Origin of the sequence: Nostoc sp. NMS7 (genome assembly GCF_017115085.1) — a bacterium.
In the GTDB taxonomy this organism is placed as follows: Bacteria; Cyanobacteriota; Cyanobacteriia; order Cyanobacteriales; family Nostocaceae; genus Nostoc.
The window spans coordinates 13,683-35,669 of the sequence record NZ_JABXKJ010000169.1 but is presented as its reverse complement, the minus strand read 5'-3'; the positions used below and the strand labels follow the sequence as shown (position 1 = coordinate 35,669).

The 21,987-nt window shown below is 43.8% G+C and carries 23 protein-coding genes; 22 read left to right on the top strand and 1 reads right to left on the bottom strand.

What is annotated here, in order from left to right:
• The first annotated feature begins 4 nt into the window (after positions 1-4).
• The 22 genes from HWQ38_RS18335 (at position 5) to mgtA (ending at position 18,969) form a co-directional block, all read left to right on the top strand.
• On the top strand, positions 5-559 hold the full coding sequence (locus HWQ38_RS18335) for an HdeD family acid-resistance protein (RefSeq protein WP_292796087.1): 555 nt from the start codon (positions 5-7) through the stop codon (positions 557-559).
• 223 nt (positions 560-782) lie between these two features.
• Positions 783-1,919, top strand: a complete 1,137-nt coding sequence (locus tag HWQ38_RS18330; RefSeq protein ID WP_292796084.1) for a ferrochelatase — start codon at positions 783-785, stop codon at positions 1,917-1,919.
• A gap of 177 nt (positions 1,920-2,096) precedes the next feature.
• Positions 2,097-2,477, top strand: coding sequence for a hypothetical protein (locus HWQ38_RS18325; protein ID WP_292796082.1), 381 nt, complete (start codon positions 2,097-2,099; stop codon positions 2,475-2,477).
• Positions 2,478-2,542: 65 nt separating this feature from the next.
• Positions 2,543-3,181, top strand: a complete 639-nt coding sequence (locus HWQ38_RS18320; protein WP_292796079.1) for a hypothetical protein — start codon at positions 2,543-2,545, stop codon at positions 3,179-3,181.
• Positions 3,182-3,650: 469 nt separating this feature from the next.
• Positions 3,651-4,424, top strand: a complete 774-nt coding sequence (locus HWQ38_RS18315) for a DUF6544 family protein (RefSeq protein ID WP_292796076.1) — start codon at positions 3,651-3,653, stop codon at positions 4,422-4,424.
• Between the two features lie 46 nt (positions 4,425-4,470).
• The gene (locus HWQ38_RS18310; protein ID WP_292796074.1) at positions 4,471-5,202 is read left to right on the top strand and encodes a zinc/iron permease; all 732 of its coding nucleotides are present in this window, start codon (positions 4,471-4,473) and stop codon (positions 5,200-5,202) included.
• 53 nt (positions 5,203-5,255) lie between these two features.
• Positions 5,256-5,672 carry a hypothetical protein gene (locus HWQ38_RS18305; protein ID WP_292796072.1) on the top strand — a complete coding sequence of 139 codons (417 nt, stop codon included), beginning with the start codon at positions 5,256-5,258 and terminating at the stop codon, positions 5,670-5,672.
• Positions 5,673-6,034: 362 nt separating this feature from the next.
• Positions 6,035-6,340: an ATP synthase subunit I gene (locus tag HWQ38_RS18300; RefSeq protein ID WP_292796069.1), complete on the top strand. Its 306-nt coding sequence runs from the start codon at positions 6,035-6,037 to the stop codon at positions 6,338-6,340.
• Positions 6,330-7,013, top strand: coding sequence for a F0F1 ATP synthase subunit A (locus HWQ38_RS18295; RefSeq protein WP_292796067.1), 684 nt, complete (start codon positions 6,330-6,332; stop codon positions 7,011-7,013). Before HWQ38_RS18300 ends, HWQ38_RS18295 begins: the two co-directional genes overlap by 11 nt.
• Positions 7,000-7,308 carry a F0F1 ATP synthase subunit C gene (locus HWQ38_RS18290; protein WP_292796064.1) on the top strand — a complete coding sequence of 103 codons (309 nt, stop codon included), beginning with the start codon at positions 7,000-7,002 and terminating at the stop codon, positions 7,306-7,308. Before HWQ38_RS18295 ends, HWQ38_RS18290 begins: the two co-directional genes overlap by 14 nt.
• 4 nt (positions 7,309-7,312) lie before the next feature.
• Positions 7,313-8,152 (top strand): hypothetical protein, encoded by an 840-nt coding sequence (locus tag HWQ38_RS18285; RefSeq protein ID WP_292796061.1) that lies wholly within the window; start codon positions 7,313-7,315, stop codon positions 8,150-8,152.
• A gap of 1 nt (position 8,153) precedes the next feature.
• A complete protein-coding gene (locus HWQ38_RS18280) occupies positions 8,154-9,773 on the top strand; it encodes an alternate F1F0 ATPase, F1 subunit alpha (RefSeq protein WP_292796059.1) in 1,620 nt (539 codons plus the stop codon).
• Positions 9,774-9,775: 2 nt separating this feature from the next.
• Positions 9,776-10,726 carry a F0F1 ATP synthase subunit gamma gene (locus tag HWQ38_RS18275; RefSeq protein ID WP_292796056.1) on the top strand — a complete coding sequence of 317 codons (951 nt, stop codon included), beginning with the start codon at positions 9,776-9,778 and terminating at the stop codon, positions 10,724-10,726.
• A 171-nt stretch (positions 10,727-10,897) separates the two neighbouring features.
• Positions 10,898-12,301, top strand: coding sequence for a F0F1 ATP synthase subunit beta (gene atpD, locus HWQ38_RS18270; RefSeq protein WP_292796054.1), 1,404 nt, complete (start codon positions 10,898-10,900; stop codon positions 12,299-12,301).
• A gap of 153 nt (positions 12,302-12,454) precedes the next feature.
• On the top strand, positions 12,455-12,865 hold the full coding sequence (locus tag HWQ38_RS18265) for a F0F1 ATP synthase subunit epsilon (protein ID WP_292796052.1): 411 nt from the start codon (positions 12,455-12,457) through the stop codon (positions 12,863-12,865).
• Complete coding sequence (locus HWQ38_RS18260) at positions 12,862-13,236, top strand: AtpZ/AtpI family protein (RefSeq protein ID WP_292796050.1); 375 nt, start codon at positions 12,862-12,864, stop codon at positions 13,234-13,236. Before HWQ38_RS18265 ends, HWQ38_RS18260 begins: the two co-directional genes overlap by 4 nt.
• 42 nt (positions 13,237-13,278) lie before the next feature.
• Positions 13,279-14,223, top strand: a complete 945-nt coding sequence (locus HWQ38_RS18255) for a DnaJ C-terminal domain-containing protein (protein WP_292796048.1) — start codon at positions 13,279-13,281, stop codon at positions 14,221-14,223.
• Positions 14,220-14,555: a chaperone modulator CbpM gene (locus HWQ38_RS18250; RefSeq protein ID WP_292796046.1), complete on the top strand. Its 336-nt coding sequence runs from the start codon at positions 14,220-14,222 to the stop codon at positions 14,553-14,555. The genes HWQ38_RS18255 and HWQ38_RS18250 overlap by 4 nt, the downstream gene beginning before the upstream one ends.
• Positions 14,552-15,370 carry a potassium channel family protein gene (locus tag HWQ38_RS18245; protein ID WP_292796044.1) on the top strand — a complete coding sequence of 273 codons (819 nt, stop codon included), beginning with the start codon at positions 14,552-14,554 and terminating at the stop codon, positions 15,368-15,370. Before HWQ38_RS18250 ends, HWQ38_RS18245 begins: the two co-directional genes overlap by 4 nt.
• 327 nt (positions 15,371-15,697) lie before the next feature.
• Complete coding sequence (locus tag HWQ38_RS18240; protein ID WP_292796043.1) at positions 15,698-15,913, top strand: hypothetical protein; 216 nt, start codon at positions 15,698-15,700, stop codon at positions 15,911-15,913.
• Between the two features lie 58 nt (positions 15,914-15,971).
• Positions 15,972-16,208, top strand: a complete 237-nt coding sequence (locus HWQ38_RS18235) for a hypothetical protein (protein ID WP_292796041.1) — start codon at positions 15,972-15,974, stop codon at positions 16,206-16,208.
• A 97-nt stretch (positions 16,209-16,305) separates the two neighbouring features.
• The gene (gene mgtA / locus HWQ38_RS18230) at positions 16,306-18,969 is read left to right on the top strand and encodes a magnesium-translocating P-type ATPase (RefSeq protein ID WP_292796039.1); all 2,664 of its coding nucleotides are present in this window, start codon (positions 16,306-16,308) and stop codon (positions 18,967-18,969) included.
• Positions 18,970-19,506: 537 nt separating this feature from the next.
• On the opposite strand, the gene HWQ38_RS18225 is transcribed toward mgtA, so the two are convergent.
• Entirely contained in the window at positions 19,507-21,819 is a 2,313-nt protein-coding gene (locus HWQ38_RS18225) for an NACHT domain-containing NTPase (RefSeq protein WP_366933317.1), read from the bottom strand.
• Between the last annotated feature and the right edge of the window lie 168 nt (positions 21,820-21,987).

The following is a 21,987-nucleotide window of genomic DNA, read 5'->3' as shown; positions in this document are numbered from 1 at the left end:
TAATATGAGAGTTATTGAACCTGAAATTGATGAGCAAGTTGTTAGTTCTGGGTGGACAACCGTGATCGCTATTCTCATGATTGTGTTGGGGATAATAGCGATTGCATTTCCTTTCTTTGCCAGCGTTGCTTCAACCTTACTGTTTGGCTGGATATTCATCTTTGCCGGAATTACTCAAATTGTTTATGCCTTTCAATCAAGAGGTGCAGGTAAAGTTGTCGGGAAGCTAATTCTAGGTCTTTTGTATCTCCTATCTGGAATTTTAGTAGTGTCAAATCCATTTGAAGGTGTGCTTGCCCTCACATTAGTCTTGGGTATTACCATTTTTGTGCAAGGCATGATTCAAGTAGCGATCGCATTTCAAATGCGCCGAATTTCATCTAACTGGGGATTAATGCTTGTAAGCGGAATCATCGGCATTATTTTCGGTATTTTCATTTGGTCTAACTTTCCATTTAACGCACCTTGGCTGATTGGCACTTTCATTGGAATCAATCTTTTGTTCGATGGAGTTTGGATGCTAACTCTGCATTCAGGACAGCGACGTGCTTTACAGTAGAAAAGCAGATGCTAGACAAAATCATTCTGTCGATAGCTGTCTAAAGCTTTGAAGCAACAGTAATCGCAATACTGCCTAGGTTTTGCCTGCTCTGAGTCTGCCCAGCACCTTTGAAAAAAACGCCACAGTTGCGGGCGCTTCATTCGTGGTAATTTTTTTAACCGTAACTCATTGCTTCGTCTGCGGCGTACTTCTAAAAAACAATTTACTTAGGCTTAAAGAAATGATTATTAATCATCAATCTCAAGGGACGCAGCCCGTCGCAACCCACAACGGCGATTCGGCAGAGCCGACGCTGCCGAATCGCGTTGCAGTTTTGCTTGCAGGGTATGGTGAAGTAGAATCTTACCGCGCTCTGAGCGTTTACAATCAAGCTGCAACGAAGTACATTGCATCTCAGTTTGTGCCAATTCCAGAATGGCTATATCCTCTTGCTGGTTGGTTTCTCGCACTTCAAGATTTGTACAATTTTGGAGTCAAGCACGATCATTTTATATCACCCGAAAATGATATTTTTGAAAAACAACGTCTTGGTATCGAAGAAGAGTTACAACACCAATGGGGAAACCAGGTGCAAGTGTTCAAAGGATTTTATTTCTGTAAACCCTTTGTGCAAGAAGTTGTAGCAGATATCATTGAGCAAGGTTTTCAGAATTTGCTAATTTATCCAATGCTTGTGGTCGATTCTGCATTCACGGGCAAAATAGCTGTCGAGCAAGTCAATGAAGTTATTGCAGCAACCGCATCTGTAAATCAGCCTCAACATTCGCCATTCAAAGCAATTCGATATATTCCAGCCTTTGCAACTGAGCCAACATACATTGATTTGATGGTGCGTCGGATTAAGGAAACTCTGAATCAGCTATTTGTTGGTCGCTTCTTTGAGTCTCAAATTGGGATTGTATTAACGGTTCACGGTGGCCCAGAAAAAGCGCAAGGACTGTTAACCGGGGTAATTGATGGACAAGCCCTTTACGATCGCGTCCAAGCACAGTTACAGCATCAATATCCGCTCATCTCCATCGGTTGGGTAAATCATGACACGCCTTTCATTAATTGGTCACAGCCCGATCTGAAACAAGCTGCCAAAAGCTTGATTACAGCAGGTGCCCAAACTATTCTATTTAAACCCCTCGGCTGGGTGACAGATAATTATGAAACTATTCTCGATGTCGAAGATGCGATTCAATTTTTGCAGCGTCAATATCCAACGGTGACTTACACACGACTTGATTGTGTCAATGACGCTCCTGATTTTCTGAAAATAGCCGCAGAATGGGCAAATCCTCACATTGAAGCAATGCTGTCAGTGCCGCAACACCACGAGCATATTCAAACTAGAAGACTTGATTTTGACTGAACTTTGAAATAGGTTAAAAACCACAGTGCGGGATTTATCCACCAATCTTTATATAAAAGGATACTCCGCATTTTTTAATTTTTCATAATTCAAATTAGTTGCTCTTTACCCTCAATTACGAGCGTTATGAACAGGAAAAATTTTATCAGTATTACAGGAGGGACAATAATTGCAACTGTGACAACATCTTATTTGTTAAGTGATAAAAGGAATCTTTTAAGGACGGATATAAAACCAGCAAACGATAACAAAGAAGCTCTCAAACTGGATGAAAAAGAAATTCTGTTTCTCGCCTCCCTCGCGCCGAGTGGACACAACACGCAGCCGTGGTTTGTTCAATATCTCGAACCTTATCACTGGATTATCGGCAACGATAAAAGTAAATGGCTACCTGCCGTTGACCCAACTCAGAGAGAAACGATTTTATCAATCGGTACTTTTATTCAAAATCTGGAATATGCCGCTACTTATTTTGGCTACGGCTGCAATTGGAATTTGCTAGCTAAGACCAATCAGGACAAACAGGTGATGGAAGTAAAATTGAAAAAAAAGAGTTAAAAAATGCTTTTGATATCGCAAAAATAAAAAATCGCCGCACTGTTCGTTCCGATTTTTTAACTAATGTGCTGAAAAAAGAAGATATCAAATATCTTCTCAATTCCGAATCGGAATTTATTCATTATCTGCCTGTCACCAGTAAAGAAAGTCAATTTATTAATGAACAAACTATCGTTGCTAACCGCCTTCAATGCGATAGCTACGCTCGCCGAAGGCATCGCGACCCAGCGCAGCAAGAGTTAGCCGACTGGATGAGATTCTCTAGTAAGGATGCTGAGAAATATCGTGACGGGCTGACAACGGCAAGCATGGAAATAGAAGGATTTTCTGGTTGGGTGGTGCGGAACTTTTACAGTAAAGATAATGTAATGAAAAAGGATTTTCGAGAGACAGGGCTTGATAAAATTAAACAGGAAGTGTCGCAATCGGCTGGTTGGCTTCTCATTACCAGTAAGGACAATTCGGTGGCAACACTGCTGGAAACTGGCAAACGAATGCAAAGACTTTTCCTGAAAGTGCGGGAAAAGAGTATAGCCATTCATCCGATGACTCAGATATTGGAAGAAGCCTCAACGAGACAAACTCTAAATCAATCAATTGGGATTAGCGAAAATATTCAATTTATCTTGCGATCGGGTTATTTGAAGAATTATCCTTCGCCAGTTTCACTATGCCGCCCCGTTGATTGGTTTATACGGAAATGATGGGTAATTTATCATGAGTCAATACTAATTAAGTCAAAAATACCGATAAGTAGGTAGTCGAAATAAAGTAAAGACATTTTGGCTCTTGCGTTGCTTTTATGAAAAGTGAAACCAAATTGACGCTGATTAAAATTATTCACACGTTGATATAGGTATTCTTCAACTTTGTGATTTTCTATATGCTTTATGCCGCGATGCCTACGGCGGCAAGCTACGCAAATAAACTCGATTTCTGGCTCTGGATTGGTTATGGATTTGTATTTATAGAAGGTATAACCCTACTGAATTTTAAATTTTCCTGCCCATTAACTCTAATCGCCCGTAAATATTCAAATTCCACAAAAGGCAATTTTTCTATTTATCTTCCCAATTGGCTAGCCAAATATACTAAATCGATCTATACAGCTATTTTCGCAATTATTCTTATCATCACAATCTATCAAATTCTGAATTAAAAATACTGGCGGCAATGATGACTAAACAGATTTCTCTCAATACGCTATGGGATTCAGCGACATCTAAGGATCGTGTATTTCATTCAGACGAATTCGCTCATCTACCAGAAGCAGTAAGACGATATCTCGAACACGCGATCGCTCCTGGAACTGCGATCGCATCTGCGGTTCGATTGCAAATGCACGGCGAAATCAAATTGAAGAGTTGGATTCCATTCAAAGCAGAGCAGGTCATTTGCTGGGAGCATGGATTGATTTGGAGTGCTACGGCATGGATGAATGGTTTGCCAATTGTGGGATCGGATCGGATTATAGACGGTGTAGGTGCTATGCAGTGGAAGCTTTTAGGAATTTTCCCGGTGATGGTAGCTTCGGGTTCCGATATTACGCGGTCTGCTGTTGGTCGTCTTCAGTGTGAGTCAATCTGGTTGCCATCTGCGTTTTGTAGTGATGATATTTCATGGACAACAACCGATTCATCGCATCTTCATTCTAGTTTTGTAGTACAAGGTGAGAGAGCCGAACTAGATTTCACCATCGAGTCGGCAAAGCCGAGGCTACGTCAACAAACGGGTCGGATCAAGACCTTCAAGCTACCGCGCTGGAATAACCTTGATGGCTCTGAGTTTCATTATATAGACTTCGGTGGAATTATGGAGGAAGAACGCACATTCTCTGGCTACACTATTCCGACCCGTCTGCGAGTTGGATGGTACTTCGGCACTGAGCGGTTTGAGTCAGAGGGCGAATTCTTCCGAGCCACAATCGATGATGCAATCTATCGGTAGACCGATCAAACATCAAAAAGTTTGTTACGACTAGCGGAGCGTGACCATGCAGGAATTTCTATTTGCTCTAACACTATCAGCTTTGCCCGTTGTCAGCAACTTTATGGGAGCAATGATTGCTGAAGCCTTACCGTCATCAAAACAAATATTAGGACTTGCACTGCACGCTGCTGCTGGCGTACTGCTAGCGATCGCATCTACCGAACTAATACCGAGAGTTGCGATCGCTAAACCTGTTTGGGCAGCTATTCTAGCATTGTTTTTAGGTGGAGCTTTTTTTGTCTGGATTAATCAGCTTCTCAATTTAAGCAAAAATCGACTGCGTGGCGTTGATCATAATAGTGTTAGTTGGGTGATCTTTCTGAGCATTGCCATTGACTTATTTGGCGATGGATTAATGATTGGCACCAGTTTGACGATCGCACCTCATCTAGGGGTAGTTCTGGCATCGGGGAGAGTTGTGGCTCATATTCCCGAAGGATTTGTCACCAATGCAGAGTTTAAGAGTCAAAATATGCCGCGAACACAGCGATTTTGGTTACTTGCGGCATTTCTTATCCCTGTTTGGCTGGGTGCGACGCTGGGCTATTGGGGGTTGCGCGGACAAACTGATCTGCCCAAGTTAATTGTACTTGCATTTACAACAGGTACTTTGATGGTGGCGATCGTTGAAGAAATTCTTCCTGAAGCCCATCAAACTCAAGATACAAACTTATCTACCTTAACGTTTATCGGGAGTTTTGCACTTTCAATGCTGTTCTCGTCTTATCTTGAATAACTCACCAACTCTGTATTGTTCACAAAACTCTAGTTTCTATGAATGTAAATAATATGTCTACTGATAAACTTATCAAATTTTATATTTTGGAGAAAAGGAATTTAAATCTCTTTCCTTTAAGTAAAGCCAAGCTGATTATTGTCAACCCGGCTGTGAAAAAACCAGATTTGACAAGACCGGAAGGAGCCATTACACCTGATGAAGCATTGTTTTTCATTCCCTTATGCTCGATGATATTTTTGGCAATTTTCATTTTGAAATTGCTAGATGTTTGGAAAGTTACAAGAGCAAAAATTATAGCGCTCAACTGCTTCCATCAACTTCCCTGTCAGAACTGTCGCTTCTTTACAAACAACCATTATTTATACTGCACAGTACACCCCTCTATTGTCCTCACAGAACAAGCACTTGATTGCTCTGACTACTGTCCCTTAAGTGAGAATTTAGAATCAAGCCGATTTTATTATTAAATATAGCTTATAAGCAAATATGACGAACATTTTACTTGATTGTAACGATTTGAAAGTTTTTAGTACAAACAATACAACTTATACGCTAATCAAACGCTTGGTTAAACATGATTTCTAACAGAAGTGTGTCAGACTAATTAATGGCGATCGCAAGATGGCTACAACGACTTACCCAAAGAAATGGTTAGCCCAGTGATGCAGTTACTCTCACACTTTTGGGGGCTTATTATCTGGATGATTGAGGCGGTGGTCATTGGTTAATGTTTATTTTGTGTTTAAAAAACGTTTCTTTCAGTAACCAATACTCATTATCAAATACATTCCAATATTAGAGTCTGAAAAAGCCTCTTAGGAGATTTAAGATGAACAGCCTCTTCTTTTTACCTGTTACTTTGGTGTTAGGAATTTTCGTAGGAAATCTCTACTTTCGTGGCTTGTGGATGACGGTGCAGAAATTACCTACAGCCCAAAGCCCAATTTTATTAACGTTAGGCAGTTTTTTTGGACGGCTAGCGATCGCAATCACAGGATTTGCTTTAGTCCTAGCGTTCGCCCAAGAAAACGCACTTTGGCATCTGCTCGTTTGCTTAGGCGCGTTCATTTGGGTACGCAATCACACCATTGAAAAGTTGCAGCCGAAATGGCCCAGGAGACTCAATGCACATTAGTCTTAGTCCAGATGAGATCGTGTTTTGGCAGTGGAGATTTGTGTCGATCAATGCCACTTTGGTCTTTACATGGATGATCATGCTACTGTTGGGCATCGGTGCTTGGTTGGTAACGCGCAAACTCTCCACTGATACGCAGATATCCCACTGGCAAAATCTGCTGGAGGTCTTAGTTGTCAATTTACGCGATCAAATTCAGCAAACCAGTGGACAAAATCCCGATCGCTATTTGCCCTTTGTCGGCACCCTATTTGTTTTTATTGCCACCTCCAATCTATTAGCGATCGTTCCTGGCTATGACCCGCCCACTGCTTCACTATCCACCACTGCCGCCCTCGCTATCTGTGTATTCTTTGCCGTCCCCGTTTTTGGTATCAGTCAGCAAGGAATCTGGAAATATCTGCACCATTACCTAGAACCGACTCCTATCCTATTTCCCTTTTATATAATTAGCGAACTCTCACGGACTTTAGCTTTAGCAGTGCGTTTGTTTGGGAATGTGATGAGTGACGGGATGATTGCGGCGATTTTAATATCGATCGCGCCATTTTTCTTTCCAGCCATTATGCAAGCTTTAGGCTTATTGACAGGCTTAATTCAAGCATATATTTTTGCAATTTTAGCAGTTGTTTATATTGGTTCTACGAGTAACGAAGACAATGGCTCAAAATGAATCGCTATCACTTGTACTGGGAATTATTGGACCTGTATCAATATTAACGGCGGGTCTGACTATGGCCATCGGCTCCATTGCCCCAGCCCTCGGCGAAGGTAAAACCGTTGCCCAGGCACTTAGTTCCATCGCCCAACAACCCGACGAAGCAAATACAATTACCCGCACCTTATTTGTGGGATTAGCATTTATTGAATCCATCGCAATTTATTGCTTTGTAATCGCGCTAATTTTGCTGTTTGCCAATCCATTTTGGAACTATGTAGTCGGTGCGCTCGCCAAAGCAGGAGGCTGATCAAGTGGAGATTAACTGGTTTACCTTCTTCGCGCAAATCCTCAACTTTTTTGTGTTGATATTTGTGCTGCAACGCTTCCTATATAAACCGATTACCAAGGCAATGGCACGCCGCGAGAAAACGATCCGCGATCGCTTATCGTCGGCATCTCAACAAAAAGAAGAAGCTGAACAGGAGGTTAAGCATTATGAGGAAATGCAACAGCAATTTACAGACCAAAAGACAGAATTGCTCACCAAAGCAAAATCAGAAGTGGAGCAAACCCGCCAAAACTTGTTGAAAGAAATGCAGGAATCAGTGGCGACAGAGCGATCGCAATGGCAAACCAGTCTGCAACGCCAAAAAGATGCTTTTTTGCGCGAGGTGGGCGATCGCACTATGCAGCAATTACAAGCAACCGTGCGGCGGGTGTTGACAGATTTGGCAGAGTCAGAACTAGAAACGCAGATTGCCAGGGTGTTTTTGCAGAAGTTGCGCGATCTTACCGAAACAGAGCGTGCTGAATTGGTGACGACTTTAACAGCTTCGACAAAAGATAGCATTCCGTTGACGTTGGTTAGTACGTTCACCCTACCGACGGATATTTGTACAGCGATCGCTACGGTTTTGCAAGACTACTTTAAAGCGGTGGGTTCAGGCAAAATCGAATCGAGTTATGAAATTGCAGGCAAAATCGAACCGACTTATGAAATTGAATCTAGTCTGATTTGTGGGATCGAACTGCGCGGCACAGGCTACAAACTAGCGTGGAGTATGGATACTTACTTAGATAGCATCACCGAAAATTTGGTTACGGTTTTTGCAGAAGAAGCTGGAACAAATCAGAACTCAGAGGACGCATGATGTGAAGAAGGAAGAAGGTTTACAGACAGTTTTACAAAATACTTTTGCACTTTATACTCAAGTTCTTGATCAGCAGGAAGCAAAATTGCGATCTACTGAGATTGGGATTGTCCAATCGATTGGCCAAGGAATTGCCAAAATCATCGGTTTGCCCAATGTGCAGTCAGAGGAAATTGTCCGTTTTACTGGTGGTAGTCTGGGATTGGTGTTTAACCTCGATCCCGAAGAAGTTGGTGTAGTTTTGCTTGATTCTAGCGATCAACTCCAGTCAGGTACCCAAGTGCAGCGCACTGGTAAAGTACTTGATGTCCCTGTGGGTGACACACTACTAGGAAGAGTGATCGATCCCCTCGGTCGCCCCCTTGATGGCAAAGGCATAGTGCGAACTTCAGAACGCCGTCCCGCCGAACGCAATGCCCCAGCGATCATGGATCGTGCGCCCGTGAATGTGCCTTTGCAAACGGGAATCAAAGCGATCGATGCCCTGATTCCCATTGGACGCGGACAGAGAGAATTAATTTTAGGCGATCGCCAAACGGGTAAAAGCGGTCTTGCCCTCGATACGATCATCAATCAAAAAGGCAAAAATATTCTCTGTATCTATTGCGCGATCGGACAGCGTAGTGCGGCTGTTGCCAAGGTAATTGCCGACCTCGAAGAACAGGGCGCAATGCCATACACAACAGTTGTCATGGCAGCAGGAGAAGAACCGCCGGGCTTACAGTATGTCGCTCCTTATGCCGCTACTGCGATGGCGGAATATTTTGCAGATCAAGGGCGTGATGTGCTAATCGTTTACGATGACCTCACCAACCATGCCCGCACCTATCGAGAAATATCTCTCTTAATGCGCCGCCCACCTGGACGCGAAGCCTATCCAGGGGATATTTTTTATATTCACTCGCGCTTACTGGAACGCTCTACGCATTTCAACGACAAACGAGGTGGTGGTTCCTTAACTGCGCTGCCAATTGTCGAAACAGAGGCACAAAACATTGCTGCATATATCCCAACTAATCTAATTTCCATTACCGATGGACAGATTTATCTTTCACCAATCCTCTTTCAAAAGGGAGTATTGCCAGCGATCGATATCGGTAAATCGGTTTCGCGGGTGGGTGGTAAAACTCAACTTCCTGCTTATCGCGCTGTTTCAGGAGATTTACGTCTTTCCTATTCTCAATTTGAAGAACTAGAGGCTTTCTCTCGCTTTGGTACGCGCTTAGAAGAATCGACTCGCCTCACTTTAGAACGCGGACAACGGGTGCGCGAGATGCTTAAACAAAAGCAATATGCACCAATGCCGGCTGCTGTGCAAATAGCCGTCATGCTTTCGGTGACAGCAGGCTTGCTCGATGCCGTCCCCATCGCTAAAATTGCCATTGCAGAGCAAGCGATCGCCCAAGCCATATCCACCCAGTTAGCCGATCTTTGCCTGCAAATCGAAAGCGGAGCCGTATTGACTGATGGCGATCGCGATCTCTTACTAAAGACTGCCAAAACTGCTATCGCTACAGTTGTAAAGGATACAACTGATACAAAAGAGCCAACTGATACAAAAGAGCCAACTGATACAAAGGATTCAAAAGATCCAGTTGATACAAAAGATATAAAGGAGTAGCTATGTCATCTATTGAGCTTCTCCAACGCCAAATCAACACTGCACAAGAACTGCAAGCCGTGGTGAAAATGATGAAAGTATTAGCGGCGTTAAATATCCATCAGTATGAACAGGCGGTTACTTCCCTCGCTGAGTATAACCATACAATCGAAATGGGTTTGCATGTCGTACTAAAGGCAATACATGAGAGGCAGGGGGCAGGGAGAACGGAGCAGGGGAGACAAATATGGGGGCTTGATACCCCTGCCCCCTGCCCCCTACCCTCTGCTTCCTGCGGCGTGATTATCTTTGGCTCTGAGCAAGGGATGTGCGGTCAATTTAACGAACAGATTAGCCGTTATGCGATCGCGGAATTAGAGAAGTTGAATATCTCACCCGAACATCTGGCGATTTTTGCCGTCGGATCGAGAATTATCTCCCATTTAGAAACCGCAGGCTATGCGATCGAGCAAACTTTCCCTATGGCAGGTTCGCTAACTGAGATTACATCAATGGTTCAAGAAATTTTACTACACATTGCCGAATGGCGCGATAGCAAGCAAATTGTCCGAATTTTCTTATTCTACAACCACTTACATTCCAATACCTTATGCGAACCGTACAAGCTGCAACTGTTGCCACTTGATCGCGCATGGCTACAACATATCGAAAACGAAACATGGCCAGAGGTGAGCGCAGTCGAACCGCGATCGCGGACTCTACCAACTTTTACGATGCCGAGCGATACTTTGGTTGCGTCTCTATTACGACAATATTTCTTTATCTTGCTCTATCGTGCTTTTGGTGAGTCCCTCGCCGGCGAAAATGCTAGCCGTCTCGCTTCTATGCAAGTTGCCGAGAAAAACATCGCAGAGCGGCTTACAGAGTTTACTGGTCAATTTCAGCAACAACGCCAAACTGCAATTACAGATGAATTACTAGAAATTACTTCAGCCTTTGAATTAAGCCATTGAAAAAGGGACTGGGGATTAGGGACTGGGGAAACTTGGAAGGGGATGTTCTAAATACATAATTTCACAAATTCCTAGCAAAAAGAATTGCCTTAATTAAACCTTTGTGTTCCTTTGCGTTAACCTTTGCGTTCCTCTGCGTTTAAATTTCCACCCTCAATTCGCCACGAATTTATGCAAAATTCTACATCTTCCACCTCAAATCATTCCCAAGAGCAAAATCTTGGTTCCGTCCTCTCCGTGCGGAGCAGCATCATCGATATCCATTTTCCCAAACGGTTGCCAGATATACATACCCAGTTACAAGCAGGTAATATTGCGATCGCGGTGGTTGCACATCTGAGCGCTCAGGTAGTGCGGGGTGTAGCACTTGTCCCAACCGCTGGGGTGACACGCGGCGAGATTGTCATTGATACTCAGCACCCATTACAAGTTCCCGTAGGCGATCGCCTCTTAGGGAGAATGTTAAACCTATTTGGCGAAGCGATCGATGAGAAAGAGGCGATCACAGGTGGCGAATGGCGATCGATTCATGCCACGCCCATCGCTATGTCAGAACGAGTCACCAAAGCCGAAATCCTCAAAACTGGGATCAAAGTGATCGATCTGCTTACACCTTTGGAACGGGGCGGTAAAACAGGTTTGCTTGGCGGTGCAGGCGTTGGTAAAACGGTGCTAATTACGGAAATGATCCATAACATGGTCAAGCAGCACCAAGGCGTAAGTTTATTTTGTGGCATTGGCGAACGCTGCCGCGAAGGTCTGGATTTATATCAAGAAATGGCAGCAACGGGCGTTCTCCAAAATGCTGTCTTGGTCTTTGGACAGATGAATGAACCGCCCGGAGTCAGATTTTGGGCAGGACACGCGGCGCTGACAATGGCAGAATATTTCCGCGATCGCTCCCAAAAAGATGTATTGCTTTTGATCGATAATATCTTTCGCTTTATCCAAGCGGGTTCAGAAGTATCGGGACTGATGGGGATACTACCTTCGCGGGTGGGTTATCAACCAACCCTCGCCACTGAACTCGCTCAACTAGAGGAGCGCATTTGCAATACATCCGCAGGGGCGATTACTTCTATTCAAGCGGTTTATGTCCCTGCGGACGACTTCACCGATCCCTCGGCTGTTGCTGTGTTTTCGCATCTGTCAGCTGCAATTGTGTTGTCACGCAAACGGGCGAGTGAAGGGCTTTATCCCGCCGTGGATTTGATGCAATCCAATTCCAAAATGCTGATGCCTCATATCGTTGGCGATCGCCATTATCAGATCGCTCAAGCAGTCCGCAAAACCATTACCACTTACGAAGAACTGAAAGATATCATCGCCATGTTGGGCTTAGAAGAATTATCGGTAGGCGATCGCCAAGTGGTATCCCAGGCGAGACGTTTAGAACGCTTTCTGACTCAACCTTTCTTTTCCACTGCCCAGTTTACAGGTTTGACAGGGAAATTAGTCGAATTAGACGATGTACTAGATGGATGCGATCGCATTCTCAATGACGAGTTTTCTGAGACACCAGAGCGATCGCTCTACATGATCGGCTCAATTAATGAAGTCTTAAATAATTCGTAATGCCTCTTTCAGAGGAGCTATGCCTACAGCACGCTACGCGAACGCTAACGTAATTCGTAATTAAGTTTTGTAATGGGTATTAAACCTTTCATTTACTGTCATATCCTTCATTCCGTGAAATCCTTAAATCAGTTAAATCAGTGATAAAAAATCATGACCTCCACACCATCAGAAATGCGGCTCAAAGTTGTCTTACCCACCAAAATCCTGATCGAAACAGCCGCGATTAAAGTGATTGCTGAAGCGGAGAATGGGATATTTTGCTTACTACCTCGCCATATAGATTTTGTGGCGACGTTGATACCGAGTTTGCTATCCTTCATCTCACCGCAAGGACAAGAACAATTCTTTGCCATCGACCAAGGAATTTTGATCAAACATGGCGATGAGGTAACAGTTGCTACCCAAAATGCCGTCCAAGGGGGCGATTTGGGAATGTTGAAAAAAACCGTTGAGCAGCAGTTTCACTTAATCGATGAACGCGAAAAAACAGCACGTTCCGTTTTAGAAAAGCTAGAGATAAACACGATTCGGCACTTTATTGAGTTAGGTGAATATACATGAAAACTCCTTCCCGAAAGTCGCAAACCCATCTATTTGCCAATGCGATCGCTAATAAAGAACGTCGCAAACTTTATGCTCGCCAAGCGAAACCTTATGGTGGTGTTTGGTTTGGTTTAGGTTTTGCAGGCTTGATCGGTTGGTCAGTGGTCGCACCAACTTTGTTAGCGATGGCACTAGGCATCTGGCTCGATTTCCGATTTCCCAGTCAGTTTTCATGGACATTAGCACTGATGCTAGCAGGTTTAACCATTGGTTGTTTAACTGCATGGGAATGGGTATCGAAGGAGCAGAAACGTATGGCAAGAACTCAACCACCCGATGATTTTCCTCAATCTCCAGCAGATTCTTCCAACCAAGAAGAAGGAGATTAACAATTCAAAATTCAAAAATAGCCCGCAATCGAGAGGTCAGTGATGCCAACTGCAACAGACTTTAAAGACTACTATGCCATCTTGGGAGTGAGCAAAACCGCAACTCCTGAAGAAATCAAACGGACTTACCGCAAGCTTGCCCGCAAATATCATCCTGACCTGAATCCTGGAGATAAAGACGCAGAAACAAAGTTCAAAGAACTGAACGAAGCGAATGAGGTATTATCTGATCCAGAGAAGCGGCAAAAGTACGATCGCTTTGGTCAGCACTGGAATCACCCTGGTTACACTGAAGCGCCGCCACCCGGTTCCACTAATGTTGGTACGACCGACTTCGATCAGTACGGCGATTTTGATTCGTTTATCAACGATCTGCTGGGTCGTTCGAGACGTAAAACCTCCACTGGTGGCTTTGATGATTTTAATGGGGGATTTCGTTCTCAAGCACCTGCACCGGATACTGAAGCTGCGATCGCACTCACATTTTCTGAAGCATTTCACGGTGTCCAGAAGCGTTTGCAACTCGATGAGGAAACGATCAACGTCCGTATTCCCGCAGGCGCAAAACCAGGTAGTCGAATTCGGCTCAAGGGTAAAGGTCTTCCTAGTCCGTTCTCTCAACAGCGTGGCGATTTGTATTTAACTATCGAAGTTTTAACCCATCCCTTCTATCGATTTGAGGGCGATGATTTGGTTTGTGACATTCCAATTCGCCCCGATGAAGCGGTTTTAGGGGCACAAATCAGCGTGCCAACCCCTGATGGTAGCGTGACGATGAAAGTTCCTAAAGGGGTGCGATCGGGGCAATCGCTCAGGCTGCGCGGCAAAGGCTGGACATTGCCCAAAGGGGGACGAGGTGACTTATTTGCCAAACTTCAAATTGTCACACCAAAAGACCTGAGTGCGATCGAGCAAGAATACTACGAAAAAATCCAGGCAAACACTAGCTTTAACCCACGTACCCAATTAGAGGAGATTAAGTTATGACCTTCAGCCTTTCCAAAATCGTGGTTTCACCCGAAGGTGAGCAACTCTACACCTTTGGTTATGCTGCGTTAATCACTAAGACTTCGATTACCCTGGTGAAGTTTTATGTTGAGTTAGGCGTAATCGAACCCATCGGTGATTTGCTGCATTCCCGCGAGATTGCGCGAATTGCTCAGATTCAACGCTTGCGTCGAGATTTGGGGCTGAACTTAGTCGGAGCGGCAATGGTGCTAGATATGACGACTGAAATTGCCCAATTACGGGCACAGCTAAAGGTGTATCAGTCTCATCCAGAGTGCTTTGCACACGCTACGCGAACGAACCCGTTATGAGCGATCTGAACCAACGGTCAAAGCCCGCGTTAGATCAAGAGCGCAGCGAAGTGCTGCAACAGTGGGAAGATTGGCTAGAAATGCCGATGCTGGTGCTGGGCTTCGCTTGGTTAGGACTGTTTATCGTTGAGCTAGTTTGGGGATTGAATCCTCTCCTAGTAGCGATCGCCGCCATCATTTGGATCACCTTTATCGTGGATTTTGGGATCAAATTTCTTCTCGCTCCCCGCAAAATTTCTTACCTCAAACACAACTGGTTAATCGTCTTTTCTCTGCTGATCCCGGCTGTGCGAACCTTTCGGATTGTGGGAGTCATACAGTCTTTGCAATCAGTTCATGTGATTCGTGGGTTACATTTGTTGGGAGTTATGGCACGAACCAATAGAGGAATGCGGTTACTTGCAACAAGTGTTCAGCGTCGAGGAGTAGGCTATGTGGTGGGACTAACCGCGTTCGTCATCCTGGTTGGAGCAACTGGAATTTATGCGTTTGAACACAAACTTTCTGTTGGTACTGTTGGCATCACTGACTATGGCACTGCACTGTGGTGGACGGCAATGGTGATGACCACGATGGGATCTGATTACTTTCCAAAGACGGCAGAAGGAAGGGTATTATGCTTTTTACTAGCACTGTATGCGATCGCGGTCTGTGGTTATGCAACGGCAACGCTAGCAGTATTTTTTGTTGATCAGGATGCCGAGAATGATCAAGCAGAACTGGCAGGTGCAAAATCAATTCAAGCCTTGCAAGCAGAAGTCGCCGCACTGCGAACTGAAATTCAAGCATTAGCACGACAAGATTTAGACCAATAACTTCCAAAGTATCGCAAATTAAATAAAACCTTGCTTTCATAGAAAATCTTCCTCAAGAACAATACCTTCGCCAATTTTAAAGGGTAAGCTAACAATAAACTACGTTGCAAGTGGCAGAATGATAGCCATATTAATCAAGCCTTACTCAACAATTTCAGTTAAAGGTTGAAATGTATTTACTTAGACCTATTAATAAATAGTCAGGCAAAATTATTTGCAGTGATTTGACTCTCTACCCTATCCAATGAGGGATACAGACTTAAAAAATGCAAGATGAATTTTCATAAATACTTAGTTAGATGTAACTAGTAAATAAAGGAGATATCGATGAGAACAAAAGTAGGGCTGTGGATTGACCATAGGAAAGCTATTGTCGTGACTGTTACGGAGAAAGGGGAAGAGATAAAAGAGATAATATCGGAGGTAGAAAAACAGCCTCGCCGTTCTGGTGATTCACCTCTTAAGGGTGCTTACGAATCACATCAAGTACCCGCAGATGATAGCCTCCAGAGAAATTTTACAGGACAACTCAATATTTACTAAGCTAAAACACATCTAATTTGCATATTAAATTTTATCAAATTCTTATGGGGTGGGCATCTTGCCCACCTTGATCATGCAACTTCAATGCCGATTAGCTTATGATGCGGTCATTGCGAGTATTCGTGATGCAGAGTCTATTTTGATATTTGGCCCAGGCGAGGCAAAGGATGAACTGAAAAAACGTCTTGAAGGAAATAACCTCAGTGGAAGCATCGTAGGTATTGAAACAGTTGACAAGATGACGGAGCGTCAGATCGCGGTGAAGATTCGACACCACTTTGCCGAGTCGCGTTAGCAAAAAGGCAGCAAAAAGATTTAACGCAAATCAGTTGATTAAACCTAAAAAATCAAACCGATGAATCCCCAACTCTCCACGTTTTGGAGCTTACCTTATGAAGACCTTAAGCCAGTCTCCCAATTCATCCAAAAAGCCTAAAACGGGATCTAGCTCATCTGGAGATGCATCCAACGCGCTCATCGATATCGCTCAACATGATGTAGATGGAGTTCTACACTTATTCGACACTTCCCTGGAGGGGCTGACTGAGACTGAAGCCAAGCAGAGATTAGGAAAATCTGGGCTGAATGAGATCGCCCGTGAAAAACCGATCGCGTGGTATATCCAACTGCTGAAAACGGTGACTAATCCCCTCTCGCTTTTACTCATTGTTATAGCGACGATTTCACTGTTAACTGGGAGTCCGACAGCCGCCTTGATCATTTTTGCGATGGTGATTTTCGGTGGGTTGCTGCGCTTTTCACAAGAATTTCAGTCGAACAAAGCCGCCGAAAAGCTGCGGGAAATGGTGAGTGCAACGGCAACAGTGAGTCGCTTGGGTGCCGCACCGAAAAAAGAGAAGGGAATAACAGCAGGAAAGGAAATTGCCGTAAAGTTGCTGGTGCCTGGTGATGTCATCTTTCTTTCAGCCGGAGATATGATTCCAGCTGACGTGAGGCTGATTGCTACCAAAGATTTATTCCTCAGTCAGTCAACCCTCACCGGAGAGTCTCTACCCACTGAAAAACACCCAGAACTCCCAGATCACAATGAGAAAAACCCACTGGAGCTAGTTAATCTCTGTTTCATGGGCACTACCGTAGTCAGTGGTTCTGGAACAGCCGTTGTCGCCGAAACGGGTAGTCATACTTATTTAGCATCACTGGCTAAAACCGTTAGTGGACGCAAACCACGAACGAGCTTTGACAAAGGCGTGAATGGCGTGACTATGCTGCTGTTGCGCTTTATGCTGATCATGGCTCCACTAGTCTTTTTGATCAATGGGGTGGTTAAAGGCAATTGGATCGAGGCATTCACATTTGGTTTATCTGTTGCTGTGGGATTGGCTCCAGAAATGTTACCTGTGATTGTCACGGCCAATTTGGCCAAGGGGGCAATTACCATGTCTAACAAAAAAGTGATTGTCAAAAACATTGATGCAATTCAAGATTTTGGCTCTATGAATATTTTGTGTACTGACAAAACAGGTACACTAACTCAAGATAAAATCGTCTTGCAGAGACACTTAAATCCCTACGGTCAAGAGAGTACAGATGTTCTCAAATATGCTTATCTCAATAGCTTTTACCAGACTGGCTTAAAAAATTTATTAGATGTCGCCGTTCTCGCTCACAATCAAGAACTTGAATCTTTAGACATTGAGAAAAACTACCAGAAATTTGATGAAATTCCCTTTGACTTTGTGCGTCGTCGGATGTCTGTTGTCGTTGAAGAAATGGGAAAACAGCATATCCTGATTTGCAAAGGTGCAGTTGAAGAAGTTCTAAAAGTCTGCACCCAACTCAAAGTTGATGACAAGGTTTTGCCAATGGATGAGTCAGTCCGCACCAAGGTTGCCGATTTACAACAAAAACTAAACTCTGAAGGGTTACGGGTAGTTGCAGTGGCATACAAAGTCATGCCAACCGATCAATCGCATTACGGCATTCCCGATGAGAGTGATTTGGTTCTGTTGGGCAATATTGCGTTTCTCGATCCGCCTAAAGATTCCGTAGCCCAAGCAATTAAAGCACTTAAACGCAATGGAGTTGAGATAAAAATTATCACCGGGGATAATGAAATCATTACTCGTAAAATCTGCAAAGATGTTGGCTTGCCTGTCCAAAATGTTTTATTAGGTAGCGATATTGAATCTTTATCAGATGATGAATTAGCTTCATCTGCTGCAACCACAACTATTTTTGCGAAATTCTCTCCCACTCAAAAAGCCAAAGTTATACAGGTGCTGCGAAAAAAAGGCAACGTTGTCGGATACATGGGAGATGGCATCAATGATGCAGCTGCTCTGCGGGAGGCTGATGTGGGCATCTCAGTTGATACGGCAGTTGATATTGCCAAAGAGTCGGCAGACATTATTTTGTTAGAAAAAAACTTGTTAGTCCTGGAATCTGGGGTAATCGAAGGTCGCAAGACTTTTGCCAATATCATCAAATATATCAGAATGGGCACTAGCTCTAACTTTGGGAATATGTTTAGCGTCTTGGGTGCGAGTGCGATTCTGCCATTTTTACCGATGCAGCCAGTGCAGATATTAATAAATAATCTCCTCTACGACTTTTCGCAAACGGGCATCCCATTCGATGATGTGGATCAAGAAGCCCTAATCAAGCCGCCGAAATGGAAAGTTGATAATATCCGGCGCTTTATGATCTTCATTGGCCCAGTTAGCTCCATTTTCGACTATTCCACCTACGCCCTGATGTGGTTTGTATTTGGGGCGACTTCTGTAGAGAATCAAGCTTTGTTCCAAACAGGTTGGTTTGTCGAAAGTCTGATGACTCAAACGCTGATTGTCCATGTGATTCGCACGGCTAAAGTCCCTTTTTTCCAGAGTCGGGCTTCTTTGCCCATGCTGTTGATCACCGCCACTGTGATGGGAGTCGGAATGTATCTGCCATTTTCTCCAATTGGAGCTAGTTTGGGGTTTGTTCGTTTGCCAGCCGTTTATTTTCTTTGGTTAGCTTTAATCCTAACTTGCTATTGTGTATTGACTCAATTTGTGAAAACTTGGTTCATCAAGAAATATGGATATACCTAAGAACCTAGTACCGCAAGGCGGAATTCAAAATTCAAAATGACGCTCTCTACGTTCGCGCAGCGTGTCGCAGACAGACGCTAAAAGCGTAGCTTGCTTCTCTGAAAGAGTACGCAGACTCGCTCTAAGCGTTGGTGCAGCCTCTCTAAGAGTTGCCATGCCGTTCGCGTTAGCGTCTCTGAAAGAGAAGGCTTTACGCTGCGCTAGCAAAATTCAAAATGAATACAGCGTAAGCGTTTTATTGATTTGGAATGGGTGGTTTATTTACGCCGTGCAGTTTTGCTGTTTCTGTTACTAACTGCTTCACCAAAGGTTTTTGGATCTACAGACGCAAGGTCCCTCAGAATTGCCAGTAAAAGCGATCGCTGGAATTTCTTTTTCTTTTGAAGATATAAATGTTCGGAATTTTCGTATTAGCCTAGCTCCTGTACTATGATTTAGTGTTGTTTGATTTTGTGAATTAGTTGATTAACTACGACACAAAACTTATTCAAGATGATTTTTACAATCCAAACCTCTTTCAAGAATTAACCAAAAGAATTATTGCCATTCCCTATCCTCAAGTTCCTTTATCGGCAACAATAAGGTGGCTTGAATTTCCTGCCTGATAGCAAATGTTACTTCACAATTGCTATGCAGGCAATCGAGTAGTAGTTGATTGGCATCATAGTAGCGTTGCAGCACTTGCTGTTGCTCAGAGCTAAACTGCCACTCGTGGTTAATATTGCGATAATTAATCACCGTCATCTTTACCTGTTCAGCCCAAGCTGAATAGTTCGTTTGCGACCATAACTCAAACCGTTGTTGACTTTGATGAGAATTTGGCAATTGGTCAGAGAGTTGTTGCAGGGATTTATGGAGTCCAACATCCAGAACAATACCCAGAATGTTGCTCATAGCATCTCCGCAGGCGTGGATGTGGGCAAAGTCCTGGCTCCCATCAATTGCACACTCCACCAGCAGGTCATCTAATGCCGCATCCAGAAACATCCCCTGGTCGAGGCTGCTGGCTAAGGCAAAGTGAGAAGCTATGTGAGGAGTCCGACTCAAGGCTAGGTAAAATGCTCGAACTGTCGCATCTTTGGATTGGATGGGAATACTGCGAGATTTTTGGCTGGCCCAGGTCAAAAACTCTTGTAAATAAGCGTCTTGGGCAACCAGTGTATCAATCTCTTGCTTCATCAACAGTACTAGAGAGTCTGCACTCTTGAGCATGGTGGCGGTAAACAAGAAGATTTCGCGCCAGTGGGGGTCGGTGATATGACTGACTAGACCGGATAGCGCTTGCCCAAATGCCTCTAAGTTATGGCTGGCAACGATTTTCCTCGCTGTGAAATATTCTTGAAATGCTAGATAGGAAAAGGAAAAAATTCCCCGCGCCCGTTCTGCCAGTAGCCCATGTTGAGCCTCGATTGACTTCAGCGCTGCTTCGCTTTCTATTTGCAGTTCTTCTGCATCCATTGGCACGTTGCTTAGATTGTCAATATAGTCACCAATGTATTGCTCAACGATGCGTTGCTCAAAAAAGTACTGACCCTGCTCAAATGTCGCTGCGGCAATTTGACTGAATAACTTGAGCTTTTGTGATAATAAAAACCCTCGGTAAACGTCATCCCGTTCAACGCCTCTGGCTTCATCCCATTTGCCTAATAGAAGGTCTAAACCTTCTTTATAAAAGTCAGTCCGCTTAGTCGGAAATTTTTCTTTACCGTGAAACACCCAACAGGCAAGATGCAAAAATAGAGGTGTGACGACGAGTTGGCGAAATTGCCAATTTTCATCTAATTCCAACTTCTGAATAAACTTAACGGAGTGGGCAAGACCATCTTTTTGGTTGGTCTTGGTAAAGGCCACAAACCATTTTTGAGCGAAAGCTCGGATTTGTTCTAAGGTAAATGGGGCAATTTCAACATCGGTAAAGCCTCGGAGTCTGAGTTTTTGAGCTGCTGTTCGACAGGTCGCCACGAACCGATTTTTGTGATACTTCTCTGAAAACCTCCGAATTTCGTTTAAGACAGCATTGCTTTGTTGGTTAAGAACTTCATCCATGCCATCAAGCAACAGTAATACCCTACCTTCATTCAGCAAGGTTTCGATGACTGAGGGATCGGAAATTCCAGATGTGATAAATTCCTGGCGGATGTAGTTTAATAGGCTGAACTCGTTGGTAATCTTAGACTCTTGGGCAAAGTTTCTCAGTGTGATCAAGACTGGTACTTGATTTGCCGCAAATGCGCTTTGGTTACATTGAATGGCAAGATGTTGCAAAAAGGTGGTTTTACCTACTCCTGGTTTACCTAGTACCCTAATTTTGGAGTAAGTTTCAACTGCCTCTGTACCAGGTATTTGTTTCTCGTCAACTTCACCTAAGCCAAAACGGTCAAATTCTTTGGGATCAAGGTTTTGCAGATCAGTGATCTCTAACCACTGAAGACTGGCAATTGACTCCAAAATATTCACATCTATATATATGTCATCGATCGCAACTGGACGGCCGATATCCAATAATTGCAAAATACCACACTGGTCTTGAATTTTGTCAAAGCGTTGCGATCGCACTTTCTGCACTAACTTATCAATATCCGACGCAAGAGGCTGGGCGTATTCTTCTCGTGACAAGAATTCTGCTGGAGGATTAGTCGCAATCTCCCGCCAATTCAGTTCTAAAATCAAACAAATTTCAATAAAGGTATGACGCTCAACTGGACGACCACTGAAAAACCGCCAAATTGGTTGTCTAGTCTTGAGGTTGACTTCTGCTGCTAGATTGTCTTGTGTCCACCCCTTGCGAACAAACGCTCTTTTAGCCTCTTGAATCCCAGTGAGTGATGCTTCGAGCGATCGCTTGACCATAGGAAGTAAACTTGATCCTAAAATCAAGCACTCAAACTTTTATTAACATCTTTCATCCTAGAGTTTTTTCTGTGGTAATCACTCTCTCCTTGGTTAAGGATATACACAATTAAGAAAAAATACTCTAGCTCTAGTGAGATCCTGTTACATATATTAATTTTTGTCATC